This is a genomic window from Variovorax sp. UMC13, assembly GCF_014170375.1.
Classification (GTDB): domain Bacteria; phylum Pseudomonadota; class Gammaproteobacteria; order Burkholderiales; family Burkholderiaceae_C; genus Variovorax.
On the sequence record NZ_LZZW01000031.1, the window covers coordinates 128,033 to 150,695 of the forward strand.

At 67.8% G+C, this 22,663-nt stretch carries 18 protein-coding genes; 9 read left to right on the forward strand and 9 right to left on the reverse strand.

Features of this window, described 5'->3' with window-relative positions:
- Positions 1–12: 12 nt before the first annotated feature.
- The 3 genes from A9977_RS25620 to uvrB form a co-directional block, all read right to left on the reverse strand.
- The gene (locus A9977_RS25620; protein WP_183027615.1) at positions 13–1,233 is read right to left on the reverse strand and encodes an IscS subfamily cysteine desulfurase; all 1,221 of its coding nucleotides are present in this window, start codon (positions 1,231–1,233) and stop codon (positions 13–15) included.
- 77 nt (positions 1,234–1,310) lie between these two features.
- The gene (gene iscR, locus A9977_RS25625; protein ID WP_140842281.1) at positions 1,311–1,847 is read right to left on the reverse strand and encodes a Fe-S cluster assembly transcriptional regulator IscR; all 537 of its coding nucleotides are present in this window, start codon (positions 1,845–1,847) and stop codon (positions 1,311–1,313) included.
- 189 nt (positions 1,848–2,036) lie between these two features.
- Positions 2,037–4,148 carry an excinuclease ABC subunit UvrB gene (uvrB, locus tag A9977_RS25630; protein ID WP_220812078.1) on the reverse strand — a complete coding sequence of 704 codons (2,112 nt, stop codon included), beginning with the start codon at positions 4,146–4,148 and terminating at the stop codon, positions 2,037–2,039.
- A gap of 136 nt (positions 4,149–4,284) precedes the next feature.
- Between uvrB and A9977_RS25635 the strand changes: the two genes are divergently transcribed.
- From A9977_RS25635 to A9977_RS25650, 4 genes are all read left to right on the forward strand, one after another.
- Complete coding sequence (locus tag A9977_RS25635; RefSeq protein WP_183027616.1) at positions 4,285–5,481, forward strand: amino acid aminotransferase; 1,197 nt, start codon at positions 4,285–4,287, stop codon at positions 5,479–5,481.
- A 95-nt stretch (positions 5,482–5,576) separates the two neighbouring features.
- Positions 5,577–7,070, forward strand: a complete 1,494-nt coding sequence (locus A9977_RS25640) for a polyhydroxyalkanoate depolymerase (RefSeq protein ID WP_183027617.1) — start codon at positions 5,577–5,579, stop codon at positions 7,068–7,070.
- Positions 7,071–7,088: 18 nt separating this feature from the next.
- Complete coding sequence (locus tag A9977_RS25645; protein WP_183027618.1) at positions 7,089–7,709, forward strand: RnfABCDGE type electron transport complex subunit B; 621 nt, start codon at positions 7,089–7,091, stop codon at positions 7,707–7,709.
- The gene (locus A9977_RS25650; RefSeq protein ID WP_183027619.1) at positions 7,706–8,347 is read left to right on the forward strand and encodes a LysE family translocator; all 642 of its coding nucleotides are present in this window, start codon (positions 7,706–7,708) and stop codon (positions 8,345–8,347) included. The genes A9977_RS25645 and A9977_RS25650 overlap by 4 nt, the downstream gene beginning before the upstream one ends.
- A gap of 31 nt (positions 8,348–8,378) precedes the next feature.
- Here A9977_RS25650 and A9977_RS25655 read toward each other — a convergent pair whose 3' ends face one another.
- The 6 genes from A9977_RS25655 to scpA form a co-directional block, all read right to left on the reverse strand.
- Positions 8,379–8,870, reverse strand: a complete 492-nt coding sequence (locus A9977_RS25655) for a VOC family protein (RefSeq protein WP_183027620.1) — start codon at positions 8,868–8,870, stop codon at positions 8,379–8,381.
- The gene (gene bioB / locus A9977_RS25660; RefSeq protein WP_183027621.1) at positions 8,867–9,898 is read right to left on the reverse strand and encodes a biotin synthase BioB; all 1,032 of its coding nucleotides are present in this window, start codon (positions 9,896–9,898) and stop codon (positions 8,867–8,869) included. Before bioB ends, A9977_RS25655 begins: the two co-directional genes overlap by 4 nt.
- On the reverse strand, positions 9,898–11,946 hold the full coding sequence (locus A9977_RS25665) for an acetyl/propionyl/methylcrotonyl-CoA carboxylase subunit alpha (RefSeq protein ID WP_183027622.1): 2,049 nt from the start codon (positions 11,944–11,946) through the stop codon (positions 9,898–9,900). The genes bioB and A9977_RS25665 overlap by 1 nt, the downstream gene beginning before the upstream one ends.
- Positions 11,947–12,071: 125 nt before the next feature.
- Positions 12,072–13,604, reverse strand: coding sequence for an acyl-CoA carboxylase subunit beta (locus A9977_RS25670; protein ID WP_183027623.1), 1,533 nt, complete (start codon positions 13,602–13,604; stop codon positions 12,072–12,074).
- A gap of 40 nt (positions 13,605–13,644) precedes the next feature.
- On the reverse strand, positions 13,645–14,703 hold the full coding sequence (gene meaB, locus A9977_RS25675; protein WP_310936193.1) for a methylmalonyl Co-A mutase-associated GTPase MeaB: 1,059 nt from the start codon (positions 14,701–14,703) through the stop codon (positions 13,645–13,647).
- A gap of 8 nt (positions 14,704–14,711) precedes the next feature.
- Positions 14,712–16,853, reverse strand: a complete 2,142-nt coding sequence (scpA, locus tag A9977_RS25680) for a methylmalonyl-CoA mutase (protein ID WP_259652143.1) — start codon at positions 16,851–16,853, stop codon at positions 14,712–14,714.
- A 119-nt stretch (positions 16,854–16,972) separates the two neighbouring features.
- Here scpA and A9977_RS25685 point away from each other — a divergent pair, with 119 nt between their 5' ends.
- The 5 genes from A9977_RS25685 (at position 16,973) to A9977_RS25705 (ending at position 22,651) form a co-directional block, all read left to right on the forward strand.
- Positions 16,973–18,433 (forward strand): short-chain fatty acyl-CoA regulator family protein, encoded by a 1,461-nt coding sequence (locus tag A9977_RS25685; protein ID WP_183027626.1) that lies wholly within the window; start codon positions 16,973–16,975, stop codon positions 18,431–18,433.
- A gap of 13 nt (positions 18,434–18,446) precedes the next feature.
- Positions 18,447–19,346, forward strand: coding sequence for a LysR family transcriptional regulator (locus tag A9977_RS25690; protein WP_259652144.1), 900 nt, complete (start codon positions 18,447–18,449; stop codon positions 19,344–19,346).
- 86 nt (positions 19,347–19,432) lie between these two features.
- Positions 19,433–20,653, forward strand: coding sequence for a CaiB/BaiF CoA-transferase family protein (locus A9977_RS25695; protein ID WP_183027628.1), 1,221 nt, complete (start codon positions 19,433–19,435; stop codon positions 20,651–20,653).
- 67 nt (positions 20,654–20,720) lie between these two features.
- Positions 20,721–21,695, forward strand: coding sequence for a tripartite tricarboxylate transporter substrate binding protein (locus tag A9977_RS25700; protein ID WP_183027629.1), 975 nt, complete (start codon positions 20,721–20,723; stop codon positions 21,693–21,695).
- Positions 21,696–21,715: 20 nt separating this feature from the next.
- Positions 21,716–22,651, forward strand: a complete 936-nt coding sequence (locus A9977_RS25705; RefSeq protein WP_183027630.1) for a hydroxymethylglutaryl-CoA lyase — start codon at positions 21,716–21,718, stop codon at positions 22,649–22,651.
- The last annotated feature ends 12 nt before the right edge of the window (positions 22,652–22,663 follow it).

A 22,663-nucleotide genomic window follows, 5' to 3' on the forward strand; every position in this document is an offset into this window, starting at 1 on the left:
TGGGAAGAACGTTCAGTGGGCCGACCACTGGATCGTGCTGATGTCGATGCCGTCCTTGAACATCTCCCACAGCGGGCTGAGTTCGCGCAGCTTGGCGACGTTGTGCTTGATGGTGGAGATCGCGTAGTCGATCTCTTCCTCGGTCGTGAAACGGCCGATGGTCATGCGCAGGCTGCTGTGCGCCAGCTCGTCGCTGCGGCCCAGGGCGCGCAGCACGTAGCTGGGTTCGAGGCTGGCCGAGGTGCAGGCCGAGCCCGACGACACCGCCAGGCCCTTGATGCCCATGATCAGCGACTCGCCTTCGACGTAGTTGAAGCTGATGTTCAGGTTCTGCGGCACACGGTGCTCAACGCTGCCGTTGATGAAGACCTGTTCGATGTCCTTCAGGCCGTCCAGCAGACGCTTCTGCAGGATCGCGGCCTTGGCATTCACCTCGTTCATCTCGAGCTTGATGATGCGGAAGGCTTCGCCCATGCCGACGATCTGGTGCGTGGGCAGAGTGCCCGAACGCATGCCGCGTTCGTGGCCGCCACCATGGATCTGCGCTTCCAGGCGCACGCGCGGCTTGCGGCGCACATACAGTGCACCGACGCCCTTGGGGCCGTAGGTCTTGTGCGCGGTCATGCTCATCAGGTCGATGGGCAGGGTCTTGACGTCGATCTCGACACGGCCGGTGGCCTGCGCCGCGTCGACGTGGAACAGGATGCCCTTCTCGCGGCACAGCGCGCCGATGCCGGGGATGTCCTGGATGACACCGATCTCGTTGTTGACGAACAGGATGCTGATCAGCACGGTGTCCGGGCGGATGGCGGCCTTCAGGGCCTCCATGTCGACCAGGCCGTCTTCCTTGACATCGAGGTAGGTCACTTCGAAGCCGACACGCTCCAGCTCGCGCATGGTGTCCAGCACGGCCTTGTGTTCGGTCTTGAGCGTGATGAGGTGCTTGCCCTTGCCCTTGTAGAACTGGGCGGCACCCTTCAGGGCCAGGTTGATCGACTCGGTTGCGCCGCTGGTCCAGACGATCTCGCGCGGATCCGCACCGATCAGCTCGGCGACCTGGTCGCGGGCCTTCTCGACGGCCTCTTCGGCTTCCCAGCCCCACGCATGGCTGCGCGAAGCGGGATTGCCGAAGTGCTCGCGCAGCCACGGGATCATCGCGTCGACGACGCGCGGGTCGACCGGCGTGGTCGCGCCGTAGTCAAGGTAGATGGGGAAATGCGGGGTGACGTCCATGGCTCACTCAGACTGCGTGGGAATGTTGTTGATCTCAGGCGATGCGGGGATGCGGCACCCGGAGGCGCCGCCCTTCATCACGACTTGGCAAACACGTTGCCCAGCGCGAACACCGAATTCGGCGCGTTCACGCGGATGGGCTTGACGACCGGCTGGCTCGAAATCGCACGCTTGATCGCGGGCTTGTTCTCGATCTGCACGCCCTTGGCGATCTGGTCGTCGACCAGCTTCTGCAAGGTGACGGAGTCGAGGAACTCGACCATGCGCTGGTTGAGCGAGGCCCAGAGCTCATGCGTCATGCAGCGGCCGGCTTCGCCCAGGCAGTTTTCCTTGCCGCCGCAATGCGTGGCATCGATGGGCTCGTCGACCGACACGATGATGTCGGCCACGGTGATGTCGGCCGCCTTGCGGCCCAGGCTGTAACCGCCGCCGGGGCCGCGGGTGGACTCGACCAGCTCATGCCGGCGCAGCTTGCCGAACAGCTGTTCCAGGTAGGACAGCGAGATCTGCTGGCGCTGGCTGATGGCCGCCAGCGTGACCGGCCCTGTGTTCTGGCGCAGGGCCAGATCGATCATGGCGGTGACCGCAAAACGACCTTTGGTAGTGAGACGCATCGCAAGCTCCTTGTGTGCTCGTAACATAGACACCGAAGCCGAGGCCCGGTGGCGTGGTCTCCGCCCTTGCCGACCCGTCACCGCGAGGTGCGAACCGGTCCTTCATCGCGAAGTTTTTCTTGTTGTTGACTGTTTCGCTCAAGTATAGCAGAAAGCCCTCTGCCGCGCTCGGGTAAACCCGAGACCGGTTCAAGCCGGCGGGATGTGGTCGCCGCCCGAGGCGCCGAAGGCCTGTTCGCGCAGCACCGAGAGCTGGTCGCGCACCCGCGCCGCCTTCTCGAATTCCAGGTTGCGGGCATGCTCCAGCATGAGCTTCTCGAGTCGCTTGATCTCGCGCGCCACGTCCTTCTCGCTCATGTCCTCGACCTTGGCGCGGTCCAATTCCAGCTTGGCCATTTCCTTGCCGGTCTTCTCGCTGTAGACGCCGTCGATCAGGTCGCGCACCTTCTTGACGATGCTGCGCGGCGTGATGCCGTTCGCCTCGTTGTGGGCGATCTGCTTGGTGCGCCGGCGCTCGGTCTCGCCGATCGCCTTCGTCATCGAATCCGTCATGCGGTCGGCGTAGAGGATCGCCTTGCCGTTGAGGTTGCGCGCCGCGCGGCCGATGGTCTGGATCAGCGAACGTTCGGCGCGCAGGAAGCCTTCCTTGTCGGCGTCGAGGATCGCCACCAGCGACACCTCCGGGATGTCCAGCCCCTCGCGCAGCAGGTTGATGCCCACCAGCACGTCGAAGGCGCCCAGCCGCAGGTCGCGCAGGATCTCGACTCGCTCCACCGTGTCGACGTCGCTGTGCAGGTAGCGCACCTTCACGCCGTTGTCGCCCAGGTAGTCGGTCAGCTGCTCGGCCATGCGCTTGGTCAGCGTGGTGATCAGCACGCGCTCGTTCTTCTCGACGCGGATGCGGATCTCGCCCAGCACGTCGTCGACCTGGTGGGTGGCGGGCCGGACCTCGACGATGGGGTCGATCAGCCCGGTCGGGCGCACCAGCTGCTCGACCACATTGCCGGAGTTGTCCTTCTCGTACTGCGCCGGCGTGGCCGAGACGAAGATGCACTGGCGCATCCGCTTCTCGAACTCCTCGAACTTGAGCGGCCGGTTGTCCATGGCCGAGGGCAGCCGGAAGCCGTACTCGACCAGCGTGGTCTTGCGCGCCCGGTCGCCGTTGTACATGCCGCCGAGCTGGCCGATCATCTGATGGCTCTCGTCGAGGAACATCAGCGCGTCCTTGGGCAGGTAGTCGGTCAGCGTCGCAGGCGGGTCGCCGGGCGCTGCGCCCGAGAGGTGCCGCGAGTAGTTCTCGATGCCCTTGCAGTGGCCGATCTCGGCCAGCATCTCGAGGTCGAAGCGGGTGCGCTGCTCGAGCCGCTGCGCCTCGACCAGCTTGCCCTGGCCGACGAATTCCTTGACGCGGTCCACCAGCTCCAGCTTGATGGTCTCGACCGCGGTCATGACCTTGTCGCGCGGCGTCACGTAGTGGCTCGACGGGTAGACCGTGAAGCGAGGGATCTTCTGCCGGATGCGCCCGGTCAGCGGGTCGAAGAGCTGCAGCGTCTCGATCTCGTCGTCGAACAGCTCGATCCGGATTGCCAGCTCGCTGTGCTCGGCCGGGAACACGTCGATGGTGTCGCCGCGCACGCGGAAGGTGCCGCGCGAGAAGTCCTGTTCGTTGCGCATGTACTGCATGCGGATCAGCCGGCCGATCACGTCGCGCTGGCCGATCTTGTCGCCCGTGCGCATGATGAAGCGCATCTGGGTGTAGTCCTCGGGCGTGCCGATGCCGTAGATCGCGCTCACCGTGGCCACGATCACCGTGTCGCGCCGCTCGAGCACGCTCTTGGTGGCCGACAACCGCATCTGCTCGATGTGCTCGTTGATCGAGCTGTCCTTCTCGATGAACAGGTCGCGCTGGGGCACGTAGGCCTCGGGCTGGTAGTAGTCGTAATAGCTCACGAAGTACTCGACCGCGTTCTTGGGGAAGAACTCGCGGAACTCGCTGTAGAGCTGCGCGGCCAGCGTCTTGTTAGGCGCGAACACGATCGCCGGGCGGCCCATGCGCGCGATCACGTTGGCCATGGTGAAGGTCTTGCCGGAGCCGGTCACGCCCAGCAGGGTCTGAAACACCTCGCCGTTTTCCACGCCCTCGACCAGCTGTTCGATGGCGGCGGGCTGGTCGCCCGCGGGCGGATAGGGCTGGAAAAGCTCAAAGGGCGAGCCCGGATAGGAGATGAAAGTCCCCTCCTTGGCGGGTCCCACGGGGTCGGCGTGGGGGGATTTGGAGCTGACTTCGGAAATTTCGGGCATGGCGGGTCCGTACCAGGTGGCGTGCGGTCGGTAAAATTCAAGGCAACCCGAAAGCCTAATACAGCTTCGGGCCCAGAGCCAGAGGCGGTTTGCTTCCCGAACCGCCGGCGAACCGATTCATCCTGAGGACTTCTTCATGTCTATGTTCACCGCCGTCGAGATGGCGCCGCGCGATCCCATCCTGGGTCTCAACGAGCAATATGCCGCCGACAGCAACCCCAACAAGGTCAATCTCGGCGTCGGCGTGTACTACGACGACAACGGCAAGCTGCCGCTCCTGGCCTGCGTTCAGGCGGTGGAGCAGGACATGATGAAGGCGCCCAGCGCCCGCGGCTACCTGCCCATCGACGGCATCGCCGCCTACGACAGCGCGGTCAAGGGCCTGGTCTTCGGCGCCGACAGCGAACCGGTCAAGTCCGGCCGCGTGGCGACCATCCAGGCCATCGGCGGCACGGGCGGCCTCAAGGTCGGCGCCGACTTCCTCAAGAAGCTCAACCCCGACGCCAAGGTGCTGATCAGCGACCCGAGCTGGGAAAACCACCGCGCGCTGTTCACCAACGCCGGCTTCGTGGTCGAAAGCTACCCCTACTACGACGCGGCCAAGCGCGGCGTGAACTTCGAAGGCATGCTGGCTGCGCTCAACGCCGCCCCGGCCGGCACGGTGGTCGTGCTGCACGCCTGCTGCCACAACCCGACCGGCTACGACATCACCCCGGCCCAGTGGGACCAGGTGGTCGCGGCGGTCAAGGCGAAGAACCTCGTCACCTTCCTCGACATGGCCTACCAGGGCTTCGGCAACGGCATCGAGGAAGACGGCGCCGTGATCGGCAAGTTCGTCGAAGCCGGCCTGAGCTTCTTCGTCTCGACCTCCTTCTCCAAGAGCTTCAGCCTCTACGGCGAACGCGTGGGCGCGCTGTCGGTGCTGTGCGAGGACAAGGACCAGGCCGCGCGCGTGCTGTCGCAGCTCAAGATCACGATCCGCACCAACTACAGCAACCCGCCGATCCATGGCGGCGCCGTGGTCGCGGCCGTGCTCAACGACCCGGCCCGCCGCGCGGTCTGGGAGAAGGAACTGGCCGAGATGCGCACCCGCATCAAGGCCATGCGCCAGACCCTGGTCGATGGCCTCAAGGCGGCCGGCGTGCAGCAGGACATGAGCTTCATCACCACCCAGATCGGCATGTTCAGCTACTCGGGTCTGAGCAAGGACCAGATGGTCCGCCTGCGCAACGAATTCGGCGTCTACGGCACCGACACCGGTCGCATGTGCGTGGCCGCGCTCAACAGCAAGAACATCGACTACGTCTGCCAGAGCATCGCCAAGGTGATCTGACGGGCGAGGGAAGCGTACGTGTAGGGGCAGGCCCCTACACGCGCGTCGTCCCAAGTTGATATATTGCACTGCAGCAATCAACGACAGGGATCACGATGCTCTACCACCTCTATGAAGCCCAGCGGTCCCTGATGGAACCGCTGACCGACTTCGCCCAGGCCGCGGCCAAGCTCTACAGCAACGGCACGCCGCTGTCGCACACGCCGCTCGCGCAGCGCATGGCGGCCGGCTATGACCTGCTCTACCGGCTGGGCAAGGACTACGAGAAGCCGGAATTCGGCATCACCTCGGTCAAGGTCGACGGCACCGACGTGGTGATCCAGGAAGCGATCGAGCTCGACAAGCCCTTCTGCCAGCTGCGACGCTTCAAGCGCTTCACCGACCAGCCCGAAACCCTGCAGAAGCTCAAGAAGCAGCCGGTGGTGCTGATCGTGGCGCCGCTGTCGGGCCACTACGCCACCCTGCTGCGCGACACCGTGCGCACCATGCTGCAGGACCACAAGGTCTACATCACCGACTGGAAGAACGCCCGCACGGTGCCCACCACCGACGGCGAATTCCATCTCGACGACTACATCCACTACGTCGAGGACTTCATCCGCCACCTGCAGGCCGAATACGGCAACTGCCATGTGATCAGCGTGTGCCAGCCCACCGTGCCGGTGCTGGCGGCGATCTCGCTGATGGCCAGCCGCGGCGAACAGACGCCGCTGTCGATGACCATGATGGGCGGCCCCATCGATGCCCGCAAGTCGCCGACCTCGGTCAACAACCTCGCGACCAACAAGAGCTTCGAGTGGTTCGAGAACAACGTGATCTACCGCGTGCCCGAGAACTTCCCCGGTGCCGGCCGTCGCGTGTACCCGGGCTTCCTGCAGCACACCGGCTTCGTCGCGATGAACCCCGACCGGCATGCGACCAGCCACTACGACTATTTCAAGGACCTGATCAAGGGCGACGACGCCAGCGCCGAAGCGCACCGCAAGTTCTACGACGAGTACAACGCCGTGCTCGACATGGACGCCGACTACTACCTCGAGACCATCCGCACGGTGTTCCAGGACTTCCTGTTGGTCGAAGGCACCTGGGACGTCAAGGCGGCCGACGGCGCGGTCGAGCGCGTCAAGCCGCAGGACATCCGCGGCACCGCCATGCTCACGGTCGAAGGCGAACTCGACGACATCTCGGGCTCGGGCCAGACCGAGGCCGCGCACGAACTGTGCACCGGCATCGACGACGGCAAGCGTGAGCACTACGAGGTCAAGGGCGCGGGCCACTACGGCATCTTCAGCGGCCGCCGCTGGCGCGAACTGGTCTACCCCAAGGTGCAGAAATTCATCGCGGCCAACGACGCGCCACAAAGCCGTGCGGGCGAAGCGTTGCCGGCCGACGAGACACTGCTCGCGGCCGAAGATGCAAAGCCGGTGACCGCGGCCACGCCGGCGGCCAAAAAGGTGGCCGCCAAGAAGGTCGTGGCCAGGAAAGCCGTGGCCAAGGCGGCCGTGGCGGCTCCGGTCGCGGCACCCGTCGCAGCGGCGAAGAAGAAGCCAGCGGCACGCAAGAAGGCCGGCGCCAGCGCCACGCGCTGAGCCGCGCGCACTGCTCCCGTGAACGGACTCGCCGCACGCATCCACGACGCACTGCCCCAGACGCAGTGCACACGGTGCGGCTATCCGGATTGCGCGGGCTACGCCCAGGCCGTGGCCGAGGGCGAAGCCGCCATCAACCAATGCCCGCCCGGTGGCGCCGAAGGCGTCGCGCGGCTGGCGCAACTCACCGGCCGGCCGCTGCTGCCGCTCGATGCGCAGTTCGGCACCGAGGGCCCGCGCGCCATGGCGGTCATCGACGAGGCCTGGTGCATCGGCTGCACGCTGTGCCTCGATGCCTGCCCGACCGACGCCATCGTCGGCATGAACAAGCGCATGCACACCGTGATCGAGGCCCATTGCACGGGCTGCGAGCTGTGCATTCCGGTCTGCCCGGTGGACTGCATCGCGCTCGAGGATGCCACGCCCGGCCACACCGGCTGGGCCGCCTGGTCGAAGACCCAGGCCGATGCGGCGCTCGGTCGCTACGCGCTGCACCAGGCGCGCCTGCAGAAGCCCAAGCCCGCGCCAGCGCCGGACCCGGCGGCCGCCCCGGTAGACCGCAAGCGCGCCATCGTCGAGGCCGCGATGGCGCGTGCCCGCGCCGCCTCGCAGCAACGCACCCAGGCGACGAAGCCATGAGCTTCGACACCCTGCTCCTCTACGCCGTCGCATCGCTGGCACTGGCCCTGATTCCGGGCCCGACGATGCTGCTGGCGCTGTCCAACGGCATCGAGGGCGGCATGCGCCGCGCGAGCTGGGGCATCGCAGGCGCATCGCTCGGCAGCATCACGCTGATCGCGGTCGTCGCCCTCGGGCTGGGGTCGCTGCTCGCGGCTTCGGAATGGCTTTTCAACGCGATCCGCATCGCCGGCGTGGCCTACCTCGTGTGGCTGGGCATCAAGCTCTGGCGCAGCGAGGCGACCGACCTCGGCGCCGCGCTGGCCAGCAGGTCGCCGCACGACGTCCGCCCGCATGGCCGCATCGCGCTGCTGCGCAGCCTGGCCGTGGCGCTGTCGAACCCGAAGACCGTGCTGTTCTTCGCCGCCTTCCTGCCGCAGTTCGTCGACATCGCGAAGCCGCAGGGTCCGCAGTACCTGCTGCTGGGCGCGGTGTTCGTGGTGCTCGACACCTGCGTGATGCTGGCCTATGCCGGCGCCGGCACGCAGGCCGTGCGCTTTCTCTCGCAGCGCGGCGTGAAGGCCCTGAACCGCGGCTGCGCGGCCGGCATGTGGCTGCTCGCCGCGACCCTGGCCGTGTGGCGCCGACCCGGCGCCTGACACCGCACAAGGCGCCTGGCGTCGAACGGGTTCAGGGCGCCGGACGGCCGGCCGCCAGCGCCGCGAAGGCCGTCACCACCTCGGGCGGCGCCTGCACCATCTCGATCAGCACGCCCTCCCCCGCGATCGGGAACTCCTCGTTCGCCTTCGGGTGCAGGAAGCAGATGTCGAAGCCGGCCGCGCCCTTGCGGATGCCGCCCGGCGCAAAGCGCACGCCCTGCGCGGTGAGCCATTCGACGGCCCGGGGCAGGTCGTCGATCCACAGGCCGACGTGGTTGAGCGGCGTGGTGTGCACCGCGGGCTTCTTGTCGGGGTCGAGCGGCTGCATCAGGTCGACCTCGACCTTGAACGGCCCCACGCCCATCGCGCAGATGTCTTCGTCGACGTTCTCGCGCTCGCTGCGGAAGGTGCCCGTGACCTCCAGCCCCAGCATCTCGACCCAGAGCTTCTGCAGCCGCAGCTTGTCGGGACCGCCGATGGCGATCTGCTGGATGCCCAGCACCTTGAAGGGACGGGTGCTCATGCGTGCTCTCCGTGGGTGGCGGCCACCTGTCGCGCCTTCAGGCCCAGCTTGCGCAGCAGCTGCACGTCGGCCTCGACGTCGGGGTTGCCGGTGACCAGCAGCTTGTCGCCGTAGAAGATCGAATTCGCGCCGGCCATGAAGCACAGCGCCTGCACCGCGTCGCCCAGTTGCTGGCGGCCGGCCGACAGGCGCACGCGCGCGGTCGGCATGGTGATGCGCGCGACCGCGATCACGCGCACGAAGTCCAGCGGGTCGACCGGGTCGGCATCGGCCAGCGGCGTGCCGGGCACGCGCACCAGGCTGTTGATCGGCACCGACTCGGGGTACGGCGCCATGTTGGCCAGCTGCGCGATCAGGCCGGCGCGGTGCACCGGCGTCTCGCCCATGCCGATGATGCCGCCGCAGCACACGCTGATGCCGGCCGCGCGCACATGGGCCAGCGTGTTGAGCCGGTCCTGGTAGGTGCGCGTGCCCACCACGTCGGCGTAGTACTCGGGCGCGGTGTCGAGGTTGTGGTTGTAGTAGTCGAGGCCGGCGTTCTTGAGCTGCTCGGCGTGGTGCGGCTCGAGCATGCCCAGCGTGGCGCAGGTCTGCAGGCCCAGGCCCTTGACCGCCTCGACCAGCACCGCGACCTTCTCCACGTCGCGGTCCTTGGGCGCGCGCCAGGCCGCGCCCATGCAGAAGCGGGTGGCGCCGGCGTCCTTGGCGGCCTGCGCGGCGCGCACCACCTCGTCGACCTCCATCAGCTTCTGCGCCTTGACGCCGGTGTCGAACTCGGCCGCCTGCGGGCAGTAGCCGCAGTTCTCGGGGCAGCCGCCGGTCTTGACCGACAGCAGGGTCGCGAGCTCGATGTCGCCCTCGGGGAAATGACGGCGGTGCACGGTCTGCGCCTCGAACAGCAGTTCCATGAAAGGCTTGTCGAGCAGGGCCTGCACGGCCTCGACCGACCAGCGGACGGCAGTCGGCGCAGCGACGGGCGCCGCGGGGCGGTGCAGCGTGACGGCGTGGTTCATGTCGTTGGCTCCCATCAGACGAAATCCATGATGACCTGGTCGACCGCCAGCGATTCGCCCTTGGCCGCGGAGATCTTGCCGACCACGCCGTCCTGCGTGGCGAACAGCACGTTCTCCATCTTCATCGCCTCGATCACGGCCAGCTTCTCGCCGGCCTGCACATGCTGGCCCGGCTGCACCGACACCTCGACCAGCAGGCCCGGCATCGGCGACATCAGGAACTTGCTGAGGTCCGGCGGTGCCTTGTAGGGCATCAGCTGCTGCAGGCGCGCGCCCAGCGGCGACAGCACCATGGCCTCGATCTGCGTGCCGTTGTGCGAGATGCGCAGCGCCAGCGGGTTCTTGCCCGCGCCGCGCTCGACCTGGGCCACGAAGGGCTTGTCGTTGACGATGCCCTCGACCCGGATCGCACCCAGCGCGAAGCCGCTGTCGATCTTGTAGTGCTGGTCGCCCACGGCCACCGCGCTCGCGCCGGTCTTGCCATGGAAGTCGGACACCGAGACCGGATGCTGCACGTTCCGGCCGTCCGCGCCCAGTTCCACCACCACGAACTGCTCGCCCACCTTCACGCCATGGCCTTCGAGCTGGCCGCTGATGCCCGAGGCACGCGCGCGGTAGCGGCGGTGCACATAGGCCGCCAGCGCCACCAGGAAGGAAGGGTCGGCATGCGGCACGTCTTCCGCGTGGAAGCCCTTGCCGTAGTGCTCGGCGATGAAGCCGGTGTTGAAGTCGCCCGAGACGAACTTCGGATGCGCGAGCAGCGCCGCCTGGAACGGGATGTTGCTGCTGACGCCGCGGATCACGAAGCCGTTGAGCGCCTCGCGCATCAGCGCGATCGCATGTGCGCGGTCCTTGCCGTGCACGATCAGCTTGGCGATCATCGAGTCGTAGAACATCGGGATCTCGCCGCCGTCGTAGACGCCGGTGTCGACCCGCACGCCGTACAGGTGCTCGGTGTCGGCCGAGAACATGCTCTCCTTGGGCGGCTGGAACTTCACCAGCCGGCCGGTCGATGGCAGGAAGTTGCGGAACGGGTCTTCGGCGTTGATCCGGCACTCGATGGCCCAGCCCTCACGCTTCACGTCGGCCTGCGCCAGCGGCAGCGCCTCGCCGGCCGCCACGCGGATCATCAGCTCGACCAGGTCGAGGCCGGTGATGCACTCGGTCACCGGATGCTCCACCTGCAGCCGGGTGTTCATCTCGAGGAAGTAGAAGCTCTGATCCTTGCCGACCACGAACTCCACCGTGCCCGCGCTCTGGTACTTCACGGCCTTGGCCAGCGCCACCGCCTGCTCGCCCATCGCCTTGCGCGTGGCCTCGGAGATGAAGGGCGACGGCGCCTCCTCGATCACCTTCTGGTGGCGGCGCTGGATCGAGCATTCGCGCTCGTTGAGGTAGATCACGTTGCCCTGCGAATCGCCCAGCACCTGGATCTCGATGTGGCGCGGCTCGACCACGAACTTCTCGATGAAGACGCGGTCGTCGCCGAAGGAGTTGCGCGCCTCGTTGCGGCAGGCGGTGAAGCCCTCGAGCGCTTCCTTGTCGTCGTGCGCCACGCGCAGGCCCTTGCCGCCGCCGCCGGCCGAGGCCTTGATCATCACCGGGTAGCCGATGTCGCGCGCGATCTCGACCGCGCGCTCGGCCGATTCGATGGCCTCGTTCCAGCCTGGGATGGTGTTGACCTGGGCCTCGTTCGCGAGCTTCTTGGAGGCGATCTTGTCGCCCATCGCGGCGATCGAGTAGTGCTTGGGCCCGATGAAGACGATGCCCTCTTCCTCGACCTTGCGCGCGAAGGCCTCGTTCTCCGACAGGAAGCCGTAGCCCGGGTGCACGGCCTCGGCGCCGGTCTTCTTGCAGGCGGCGATGATGCGATCGGCCTGCAGGTAGCTGTCGCGGCTGGCCGAGCCGCCGATGTGCACCGCCTCGTCGGCCAGCTCGACATGGCGCGCGTCCTTGTCGGCATCGGAATAGACGGCCACCGTGAGGATGCCCATCTTCTTGGCGGTCTTGATCACGCGGCAAGCGATCTCGCCGCGGTTCGCAATCAGTATTTTTTTAAACATGGTTCTGTCCGTCAGAAAGTCTGTTCGGGAAACACCGCGGAACCGGCTTTGCCGGGCCGCTGGTGTTGCCCCCGGTAGGGGGTTGGCGAAGCGACACGAAGTGCGCGAAGACTGGGGGCAAGCCTTTACAGTGGGATGTTCCCGTGCTTGCGCCACGGGTTCTCGAGCTTCTTCTCGCGCAGCATGACCAGCGAGCGGCAGATGCGCTTGCGCGTCTCGCTCGGCAGGATCACGTCGTCGATGTAGCCGCGCGTGCTGGCCACGTAGGGGTTGGCGAAGCGAGCCTTGTACTCGGCTTCGCGGGCCGCGAGCTTCTCGGGATCGTTCTTGTCCTCGCGGAAGATGATCTCGACCGCGCCCTTGGCGCCCATCACCGCGATCTCGGCGCGCGGCCAGGCCAGGTTGACGTCGCCGCGCAGGTGCTTCGAGGCCATCACGTCGTAGGCACCGCCGTAGGCCTTGCGCGTGATGACGGTGATCTTGGGCACGGTGCACTCGGCATAGGCGTAGAGCAGCTTGGCGCCGTGCTTGATGATGCCGCCGTACTCCTGGCTGGTGCCGGGCATGAAGCCGGGCACATCGACGAAGGTCACGACCGGGATGTTGAAGGCGTCGCAGAAGCGCACGAAGCGCGCCGCCTTGATCGAGCTCTTGATGTCCAGGCAGCCGGCCAGCACCAGCGGCTGGTTGGCCACGATGCCCACGCTCTGGCCTTCCATGCGCGCGAAGCCGATCACGATGTTCTTGGCATAGTCGGGCTGCAGCTCGAAGAAGTCGCCGTCGTCGACCACCTTGCCGATCAGCTCCTTCATGTCGTAGGGCTTGTTCGGGTTGTCGGGCACCAGCGTGTCGAGCGACAGGTCGGCGCGGTCGGCCGGGTCGCCGCTGGGGCGCACGGGCGGCTTCTCGCGGTTGTTGAGCGGCAGGTAGTTGTAGAGCCGGCGCAGCATCATCAGCGCCTCGACGTCGTTCTCGAAGGCCATGTCGGCCACGCCGCTCTTGGTGGTGTGCGTGAGCGCGCCACCCAGTTCCTCGGCCGTCACGTCCTCGTGCGTCACGGTTTTCACCACCTCGGGGCCGGTCACGAACATGTAGGAGCTGTCGCGCACCATGAAGATGAAGTCGGTCATGGCCGGCGAGTACACCGCGCCGCCCGCGCAGGGGCCCATGATCATGCTGATCTGCGGCACCACGCCCGAGGCCATCACGTTGCGCTGGAACACGTCGGCATAGCCGCCGAGCGAGGCCACGCCCTCCTGGATGCGGGCGCCGCCCGAATCGTTGAGGCCGATGACCGGGGCGCCGACCTTCATGGCCTGGTCCATCACCTTGCAGATCTTCTCGGCATGCGCTTCGCTGAGCGCGCCACCGAAGACGGTGAAGTCCTGGCTGAAGATGAAGACCAGGCGGCCGTTGATCATGCCGTAGCCGGTGACCACGCCGTCGCCGGGGATCTTGTTGTCGGCCATGCCGAAGTCGGTCGAGCGGTGCTCGACGAACATGTCCCACTCTTCGAAGGTGTTGTCGTCGAGCAGCAGCTCGATGCGCTCGCGCGCCGTGAGCTTGCCCTTCTTGTGCTGGGCGTCGATGCGTTTCTGGCCACCGCCGAGGCGCGCCTGGGCGCGTCGTTTTTCGAGTTGTTCGAGGATTTCTTTCATGGCGTTCGATCGTGAAGATGAATCGGAAGAGCGATGGGATTCAGGAGGCTCGCGTCGCTTGCGCGGCGAGCAGGTTGCGGGCGGCGGTCGATGCGGGCAGCTGGCCCGCGGCGACCTGGGCCAGGGTGTCGGGCAGCAGCTCGCGCACCCGCGGATGCTGGCGGAAGGCCTGCTTGAGGCCGGCGTCGATGCGTTCCCACATCCACGACAGCGCCTGCTTCTCGCGCCGCGTCTCGAGCTTGCCGTTGGCGGACTGCAGCTGCCTGAAGCGCGTGACCGCGGCCCAGAAGGCATCGACGCCGGTACCCAGCAAGGCACTGAGCTGCATCACCTGCGGCTGCCAGAAGCGGATCTCGGCATCGGGCGAACCGGGCGCGGCATGGGCCGCCTTCATGGCTTCGGCATGCGCCGGGTTGCCATGGTGGCCGAACAGCCGCAGCGCCGAGGTGATCTGCGCCTGGGCGCGCGTGGCGGCGTCGCGGTCGAGGTCGGCCTTGTTGATGACTACCAGGTCGGCGATCTCCATCACGCCCTTCTTGATGGCCTGCAGGTCGTCGCCCGCATTGGGCAGCTGCATGAGCACGAACATGTCGGTCATGCCGGCCACCGCGGTCTCGCTCTGGCCCACGCCCACGGTCTCGACGATCACCACGTCGTAGCCCGCGGCCTCGCAGACCAGCATGGCCTCGCGCGTCTTCTCGGCCACGCCGCCCAGCGTACCGCTGGACGGGCTGGGCCGGATGTACGCTTGCTCGTGCACCGACAGCCGCTCCATGCGCGTCTTGTCGCCGAGGATCGAGCCGCCGGAGACGGTGGAAGAAGGGTCGATGGTCAGCACCGCGACGCGGTGGCCCTGTTCGATCAGGAACAGGCCCAGCGTCTCGATGAAGGTCGACTTGCCCACGCCGGGCACGCCGGAGATGCCGAGTCGGAAGGAGCGGCCGGTGTGCGGCAGCAGCGCGGTCAGCAGTTCGTCGGCCCGCAGGCGATGGTCGGCCCGGGTCGATTCGAGCAGCGTGATGGCCTTGGCGATCGCGCGCCGCTGCAACGGACCCTGGGCCGCCAGCAGCCCCTCGGCCGTGACGGAAGTTGGAACCACCGCCATCGTCAGGCGGCGACGGCCGCGCGGATCTGTTCGAGCACGTCCTTGGCGCTCGCCGGAATCGGCGTGCCCGGGCCGTAGATGCCCTTCACGCCGGCCTCGTAGAGCATCTCGTAGTCGCCGCGGGGGATCACGCCGCCGACGAACACGATGATGTCGTCGGCGCCCTGCTTCTTGAGCTCCGCGATGATCGCGGGCACCAGCGTCTTGTGGCCGGCGGCGAGCGTGCTCACGCCCACCGCATGCACGTCGTTCTCGATCGCCTGGCGCGCGCATTCCTCGGGCGTCTGGAACAGCGGGCCCATGTCGACGTCGAATCCCAGGTCGGCGAAGGCCGTGGCCACCACCTTGGCGCCGCGGTCGTGGCCGTCCTGGCCCAGCTTAGAGATCATCACGCGCGGGCGGCGGCCCTGCTCTTCGGCGAAGGCCGCGATCTCGTGCTGCAGCGCTTCCCAGCCTTCGGCCGAGTCGTAGGCCGCGGCATAGACGCCCGTGACCTTCTGGGTGTCGGCGCGATGGCGGCCGTAGACCTTTTCCAGCGCGTCGCTGATCTCGCCCACCGTGGCGCGCAGCCGCACCGCGTCGATGCTCAGTGCCAGCAGGTTGCCTTCGCCGCTTTCGGCGGCGGCCGTCAGCGCATCGAGCGCGGCCTGGGTCTTAGCGGTGTCGCGCGTGGCGCGGATGGCCTGCAGCTTGGCGATCTGCCCGTCGCGCACCTTGACGTTGTCGATCGACAGGCTGTCGATCGCGTCCTCGGTCTTGAGCTTGTACTTGTTCACGCCCACGATCACGTCGCGGCCCGAGTCGATGCGCGCCTGCTTGTCGGCGGCCGCGGCCTCGATCTTGAGCTTGGCCCAGCCGCTGTCGACCGCCTTGGTCATGCCGCCCATGGCCTCGACCTCCTCGATGATGGTCCAGGCCGCATCGGCCATGTCCTGCGTGAGCTTCTCCATCATGTAGCTGCCGGCCCAGGGGTCGATCACGCTGGTGATGTGGGTCTCTTCCTGGATGATCAGCTGCGTGTTGCGCGCGATGCGCGAGCTGAATTCGGTGGGCAGCGCGATGGCTTCGTCGAGCGCGTTGGTGTGCAGCGACTGGGTGCCGCCGAACACCGCGGCCATGGCCTCGATGGTGGTGCGCACCACGTTGTTGTACGGGTCCTGCTCGGTCAGCGACCAGCCGGAGGTCTGGCAGTGCGTGCGCAGCATCAGGCTCTTGGGGTTCTTGGGGTTGAACTCCTTCATGATCTTGCACCACAGCAGGCGCGCGGCGCGCATCTTGGCCACTTCGAGGTAGAAGTTCATGCCGATGGCCCAGAAGAAGCTCAGGCGCCCGGCGAAGCCGTCGACGTCCAGGCCCTTGGCCAGCGCGGTCTTCACGTACTCCTTGCCGTCGGCCAGCGTGAAGGCGAGTTCGAGCGCCTGGTTGGCGCCGGCTTCCTGCATGTGGTAGCCGCTGATCGAGATCGAGTTGAACTTGGGCATCTTCTGCGCCGTGTACTCGATGATGTCGCCGATGATCCGCATGCTCGGCGCGGGCGGGAAGATGTAGGTGTTGCGGACCATGAACTCCTTGAGGATGTCGTTCTGGATGGTTCCGCTCAGCTGGTCCTGCGCCACGCCCTGCTCCTCGGCCGCGACCACGTAGCCCGCGAGCACCGGCAGCACGGCGCCATTCATGGTCATCGACACCGAAACCTTGTCCAGCGGGATCTGGTCGAACAGGATCTTCATGTCCTCGACCGAATCGATCGCCACGCCGGCCTTGCCCACGTCGCCGGTCACGCGCGGATGGTCGCTGTCGTAGCCGCGGTGGGTGGCCAGGTCGAAGGCCACGCTCACGCCCTGCCCGCCGGCGGCCAGGGCCTTGCGGTAGAACGCGTTCGACTCTTCCGCGGTCGAGAAGCCCGCGTACTGGCGGATGGTCCAGGGGCGCACCGCGTACATGGTGGCCTGCGGGCCGCGCAGGTAGGGCTCGAAGCCGGGCAGCGTGTCGGTGTACTTCAGGCCCACCAGGTCGGCCGCGGTGTACAGCGCCTTGACCGTGATGCCATCCGGCGTGCGCCAGTTCAGCGCGCTCACGTCGCCGCCGGGGGCGGACTTGGCGGCGGCCTTGTTCCAGGATTCCAGATCCGCGGCGTTGCTCATGTTTTTCTCAATCGAGTCTGTCATAACGTTGCAATCTTCGCAAAAATAGAGGCGATCAACAACGGCAGAGGGCAAGGAATGTGGACAATGGCCCCTGTAAATTTGCAAGGTTTGCGAAGATGACCAAAGCTTACATGGGCGTTCGCCTCAAGACGTTGCGGGAACAGCAGGGACTGACCCAGGCCGCGCTGGCCGCGTCGCTCAAGATCTCGCCCAGCTACCTCAACCAGATCGAGAACGACCAGCGCCCCCTGACCGTGCCCGTGCTGCTGCGCCTGCAGGCCGCCCATGGTATCGACCTGCAGTTGTTCTCGGATGACGAGAACGCCCGGCGGCTGAGCGAACTGCAGCCGGTGTTCGCAGACGGCTCCGAGGCCAACGCGGTGCCGCTGGCCGAAGCCAAGGTCGTGGCCTCGCAGCTGCCGGCGGTCACCCGGGTGCTGCTGAACCTGCACAAGCGCTCGCGCGCGGTCGAGGAACAGCTGTCCTCGCTGGCCGCCGGCGCCGACGGCGACCGGCTGGCCGGCGACCCCGCCGCCCGGCTGCAGCCCTACGAGGAAGTGCGCGAGTTCTTCTATGCGCGCCACCACCACATGGCCGTGCTGGACGAGCTCGCGGAGCAGTTGCACGCCACGCTGATGGCCGGCCTGCCGCCCGGCACCGTGAGCGCGGTCGAGCTGCGCGCCCGCCTGCTGGAGCGGCTGCGCAAGCGCCACGGCGTGCAGGTGCTGATCCAGGAGCGGCAGGACACGGCCGGCCGCACATCGGACCAGGCGCTGCGCAGCTACGACGCGGCCACCGGCACGCTCTCGCTGGCGACCGACATGGACGCGGGACAGCAGGCCTTCCAGCTCGGCGTGCAGCTCGCCTTCCTCGAGATGGGCGACCGCATCGATGCCTTCACCACGGCCGAGTCCTTCAACAGCTCGCAGGCCCGCAGCCTGGCCCGGCTGGGCTTCGCCAACCACTTCGCGGGCGCGCTGGTGCTGCCCAACCGGCTGTTCCAGGAAGCCGCCCATGCGCTGCGCTACGACCTGGAACTGCTGAGCGACCGCTTCGGCGTCGGCTTCGAGACCATCGAGCATCGGCTGTCGACCATGCGGCACGCGCCGGGCCAGGGCATCCCCTTCTTCTTCGTGCGGGTCGACCGCGCGGGCAACGTGTCGAAGCGGCAGTCGACGGCCGACTTCCATTTCTCGCGCCATGGCGGCACCTGTCCGCTGTGGAACGTCTACGAGGCTTTCTCCCAACCCGGCACGATCCTCACGCAGCTCTCGCGCATGCCCGATGGCCGCACCTACCTCTGGATCGCCCGCACCGTCGAGCACCGGCGCAGCGGCTACGGCACGCCCAAGCGCATGTTCGCGGTGGCGCTGGGCTGCGACGCGCGCTATGCCGACCGCCTGGTCTACGCCAAGGGCGTGAACCTGATCGACCCCGACGCCGCCACGCTGATCGGCGCCGGCTGCAAGGTCTGCGACCGCGCCGACTGCGCCCAGCGCGCCTTTCCGCCGCTGGGCCGCACGCTGCAGATCGACGAGAACCAGCGCGGCTTCGCGCCCTATGCCTCGGGCATGTGAAAGGCGGACCACCATGCGAGACCTCGACCCCGTTTCCATCCGCCTCTTCCTCGCCACCCTGGAGGAAGGCAGCATCGCCCGCGCCGCGGCGCGCGAGAACATCGTGCCCTCGGCGGTCAGCAAGCGCATCTCCGAGATGGAGTCCGAACTGCGCGTGCCGCTGCTCGACCGCAGCGTCAAGGGCGTGCACCCCACGCCGGCCGGCGAGGCGCTGGCCCACCACGCGCGCGCGCTGCTGCAGGGCATGGACCGCATGCAGCGCGAGATGGCCGGCTACGTCGACGGCGTGCGCGGGCTGATCAAGGTGCTGGCCAGCGTGACCTCGCTGTCGGGCGACCTGCCGGCCGACATCATGAAGTTCCGCGCCGAGCGCCCGCAAATCGAGATCGACGTGGAGGAACGCACCACGCCCGTGATCTACCGCCGCGTGCGCGAAGGCCTGGCCGACGTGGGCGTGGCCTCGGAGTTCGCCAGCCACGAAGGCCTGCATGTCTTCCCCTACCGGCGCTATGCGCTGGCGGCGGTGCTGCCCGGCGGCCATGCGCTGGCGGGCGCGCAAAAGCTGCGCTATGCGCAGCTGCTGGGCGACGACCTGGTCGAGCTCACGCGCGACAGCGGCATCAGCCACGTGTTCGACGACGCCGCGCGCGAGGCGCGCACCTCGCGCACGGTGCGCGCGCGCGTCAGCTCCTTCGAGACCATCTGCACGCTGGTCGCGCGCGGCCTGGGCGTGGGCGTGGCGCCGCTGTACCTGGCGGCCGAGAAGAAGACGCTGGACCTGCGCTTCGTGCCGCTGTCCGACGACTGGGCCCAGCCGCGCAGCTTCATCGCCGTGCGCGACCTCGACACGCTGCCGATGGCGGCGCGGGCCTTCGTCGACCACCTGCGCGCCAGCGCCGCGGTCACGGACTAGGGGTTGACCCGGCCCTCTTCGAACGAGAGCGCAACGGTGCCGAAGCACCACTTTCTCGTTTCGCGGCGGCGGCGGATCATCCCCGGATGACTGCAACCCCTTCGACAAAGACCCCGAACTTCCTGCCCGACGACGACCTGCCGCTGCGCGGCATCAAGGTGCTGGAGCTCTCGCACATGATCATGGGCCCGGCCGCCGGCCTGGTGCTGGCCGACCTGGGCGCCGAGGTGATCAAGGTCGAGCCGCTGGACGGCGACCGCACGCGCCGGCTCAAGGGCTCGGGCATCGGCTACTTCCCGGTGTTCAGCCGCAACAAGAAGAGCCTGGCGGTCGACCTCAAGTCGGCCGAAGGCCAGGCGCTGGTGCGCCAGCTGGCGCAGGGCTGCGACATGCTGGTGGAGAACTTCCGCGACGACAGCCTGACGCAGTACGGGCTCGACTACGCATCCCTTTCGGCCGACAACCCCGGCCTGATCTACGTCTCGCTCAAGGGCTTCCTCTCGGGGCCGTACAAGCAGCGCACCGCGCTCGACGAGGTGGTGCAGATGATGGGCGGCATGGCCTACATCAACGGCGGCACCGGCGCGCCGCAGCGCGTCGCGCCCTCGGTCAACGACATCCTGGGCGGCACCTTCGGCGTGGTGGGCGCGCTGGCCGCGCTCAACGACCGCCAGCGCACCGGCCGCGGCCGCCATGTGCGCGCCGGCCTGTTCGAGAACAACCTGCTGCTGGTGGCGCAGTTCATCGCGCAGTACCAGCTGACCGGCACGCCGCCCATCCCCATGGGCGACAAGCGCACGCCGCCCTGGGGCGTGTACGACATCTTCGACACCCAGGACGGCCGCGTGTTCGTGGCGGTGGTGAGCGACGCCAACTGGCGCACCTTCTGCCGCGACTTCCTGCCGCCCAGTTGGGCGGACGACCAACGCCTGTTCTCCGCCATCGACCGCGAAGCCGCCCGGCCCTGGCTGGTGCCCGCCGTGGCCGAGATCCTCAAGGACTGGAAGACCGTCGAACTGTGCGCCGCGCTGGAGGCCTCGGGCCTGTCCTACGGCCCGATCCGCCAGCCGCACGACCTGCTGGACGACCCGCACCTGCATGCCGGCGGCGCGCTGATCGCCACCACCATGCCCGACGGCCAGCAGGTCACGGCCGCGGCGCTGCCCATCGAATTCGACGGCCAGAAGGTGGGCAAACGGCTCGACCCGCAACCCATCGGCGCGCAGACGCAGGACATCCTGCACGGCCTGGGCCTGGACGCGGCACGCATCGCGCAGCTGGTGCGCCAGGGCGTGGTGGCGGTGTAGCCCCGAGCCCTCAGGGGCCACGCTGCGCGCCAAGAAAACGAATCCCAAAAACGACAGGAGACAAAAAATGCAACGACGCCACTTCAACCTGATGGCGCTGGCGAGCGCCGCCGGCGGCCTGAGCGCCCTGCCCGCCTGGGCCCAGGCCTGGCCGGCACGGGCGATCCGCCTGATCATCCCGTCGACACCGGGCGGCGGCACCGACTTCACGGGCCGGCTGCTGAGCACCAAGCTGTCGGAGATGAACGGCTGGTCGGTGGTGCCCGACAACCGACCCGGCGCCGGCACCGCGCTGGGGCTGGCCGAGGCGGCCCGGGCCAAGCCCGACGGCTACGAGCTGGTCGTGGCCCAGTCGGACAACGTCTCGCTGATCCCGCTGCTGATGAAGACCGCCTACGACCCGATCAAGGACCTGACGCCGATCGCGCTGGCGGCCGTCACGCCGCTGGTGATCCTGGTCCACGAGAACTCGCCCTTCAAGACCCTGGCCGACCTGATCAAGGCCGCCAAGGCCGACCCCGACAAGCTGACCTACGGCACCTCGGGCACCGGCGGCGGCGTGCACATCGCGATGGAGCTGCTGCAGATCACCGCCGGCTGCAAGATGCAGCACGTGCCGTACAAGGGCTCGAGCCCGGCGCTGGCCGACCTGATGGGCGGCCACCTGAGCTTCGCCGGCTCGTCGATCTCGTCGGCCGCCACGCTGATCCATGCGGGCAAGGTGCGCGCGCTGGCCGTGACCTCGGCCAAGCGCAACGCCAGCCTGCCCGAGGTGCCCACCGTGGCCGAGTTCGGCTACAAGGACTTCAACGCCATCAGCTTCTACGGCGTGATGGGCCCGGCCGGCATCCCGGCGCCGCTGGTCGCGCGGCTAAACGCCGACATCAACAAGATCCTGGTCCGCCCCGACGTGAAGACCGCCTTCCAGGCCCAGGGCTTCGACGCCGCGCCCAGCTCGCCCGAAGAATTCGCCGCGCTGATCAGGGCCGACATCCAGAAGTCGCGCGAGATCATCGCCGCCGCCCGCATCAAGATCGAGTGAGCACCACAGGAATCTTCACCATGACCCCTGACGTCAACGTATGCGAAGTCGGGCCGCGAGACGGCCTGCAGATGGCCCACGGCCGCATGGCCACCGACACCAAGCTGCGCTGGATCGGCCAGCTGGCCGCGGCCGGCCTGAAGGAGATCGAGGTCGGCAGCTTCGTCTCGCCGCGCATGATCCCGCAGATGGCCGACACCGGCGAGGTGGTGCGCGGCGCGCTGGCCATCGAGGGCCTGACGGTCTGCGCGCTGGCCTGCAACCTCAAGGGCGCGATCGCCGCGCACGAGGCCGGCGCGCACGTGCTGGCCATCCCGATCTCGGTGAGCGACACGCACAGCCACGCCAACGTCAACAAGGGCACCGACGTGCAGGTGGAGATGGTGCGTAGCATCGTCGACTGGGTGCGCGCGCAGTCGCGCCCGATGCGCATCGACGCCGCCGCCGCCACCGCCTTCGGCTGCTCGATGGAAGGCTTGGTGTCGCGCGAGCGCGTGGTGCAGGTGGCCGCGGCCCTGGCCGCCACCGGCGTCGACCGCGTGGCCCTGGCCGACACCGTGGGCTACGCCCACCCGGCCCTGGTGCGCGACACCGTGCGCGCGGTGCAGGACGCCATCGGCGCGCGCCTGACCAAGCTGCACCTGCACGACACGCTGGGGCTGGGCCTGGCGAATGCGCTGGCGGGGCTGGAACAGGGCATCCACGACTTCGACAGCTGCCTGGCCGGCCTCGGCGGCTGCCCCTTCGCGCCGGGGGCCTCGGGCAACATCGTGACGGAGGACCTGGTGTTCATGCTCGAGTCCATGGGCCACCGCACCGGCATCGACCTGCCGGCGCTGCTGGCCGCGCGCGCGCTGCTGCGCGAGTCCTTGCCCGACGAGCCGATGCGAAGCGGCGTGGCCGCCGCGGGCATCCCCCAGACCTTCAAGCCCCAGGCGGCACTGCAAGCCGCCTGAGTTTCCGGGCCG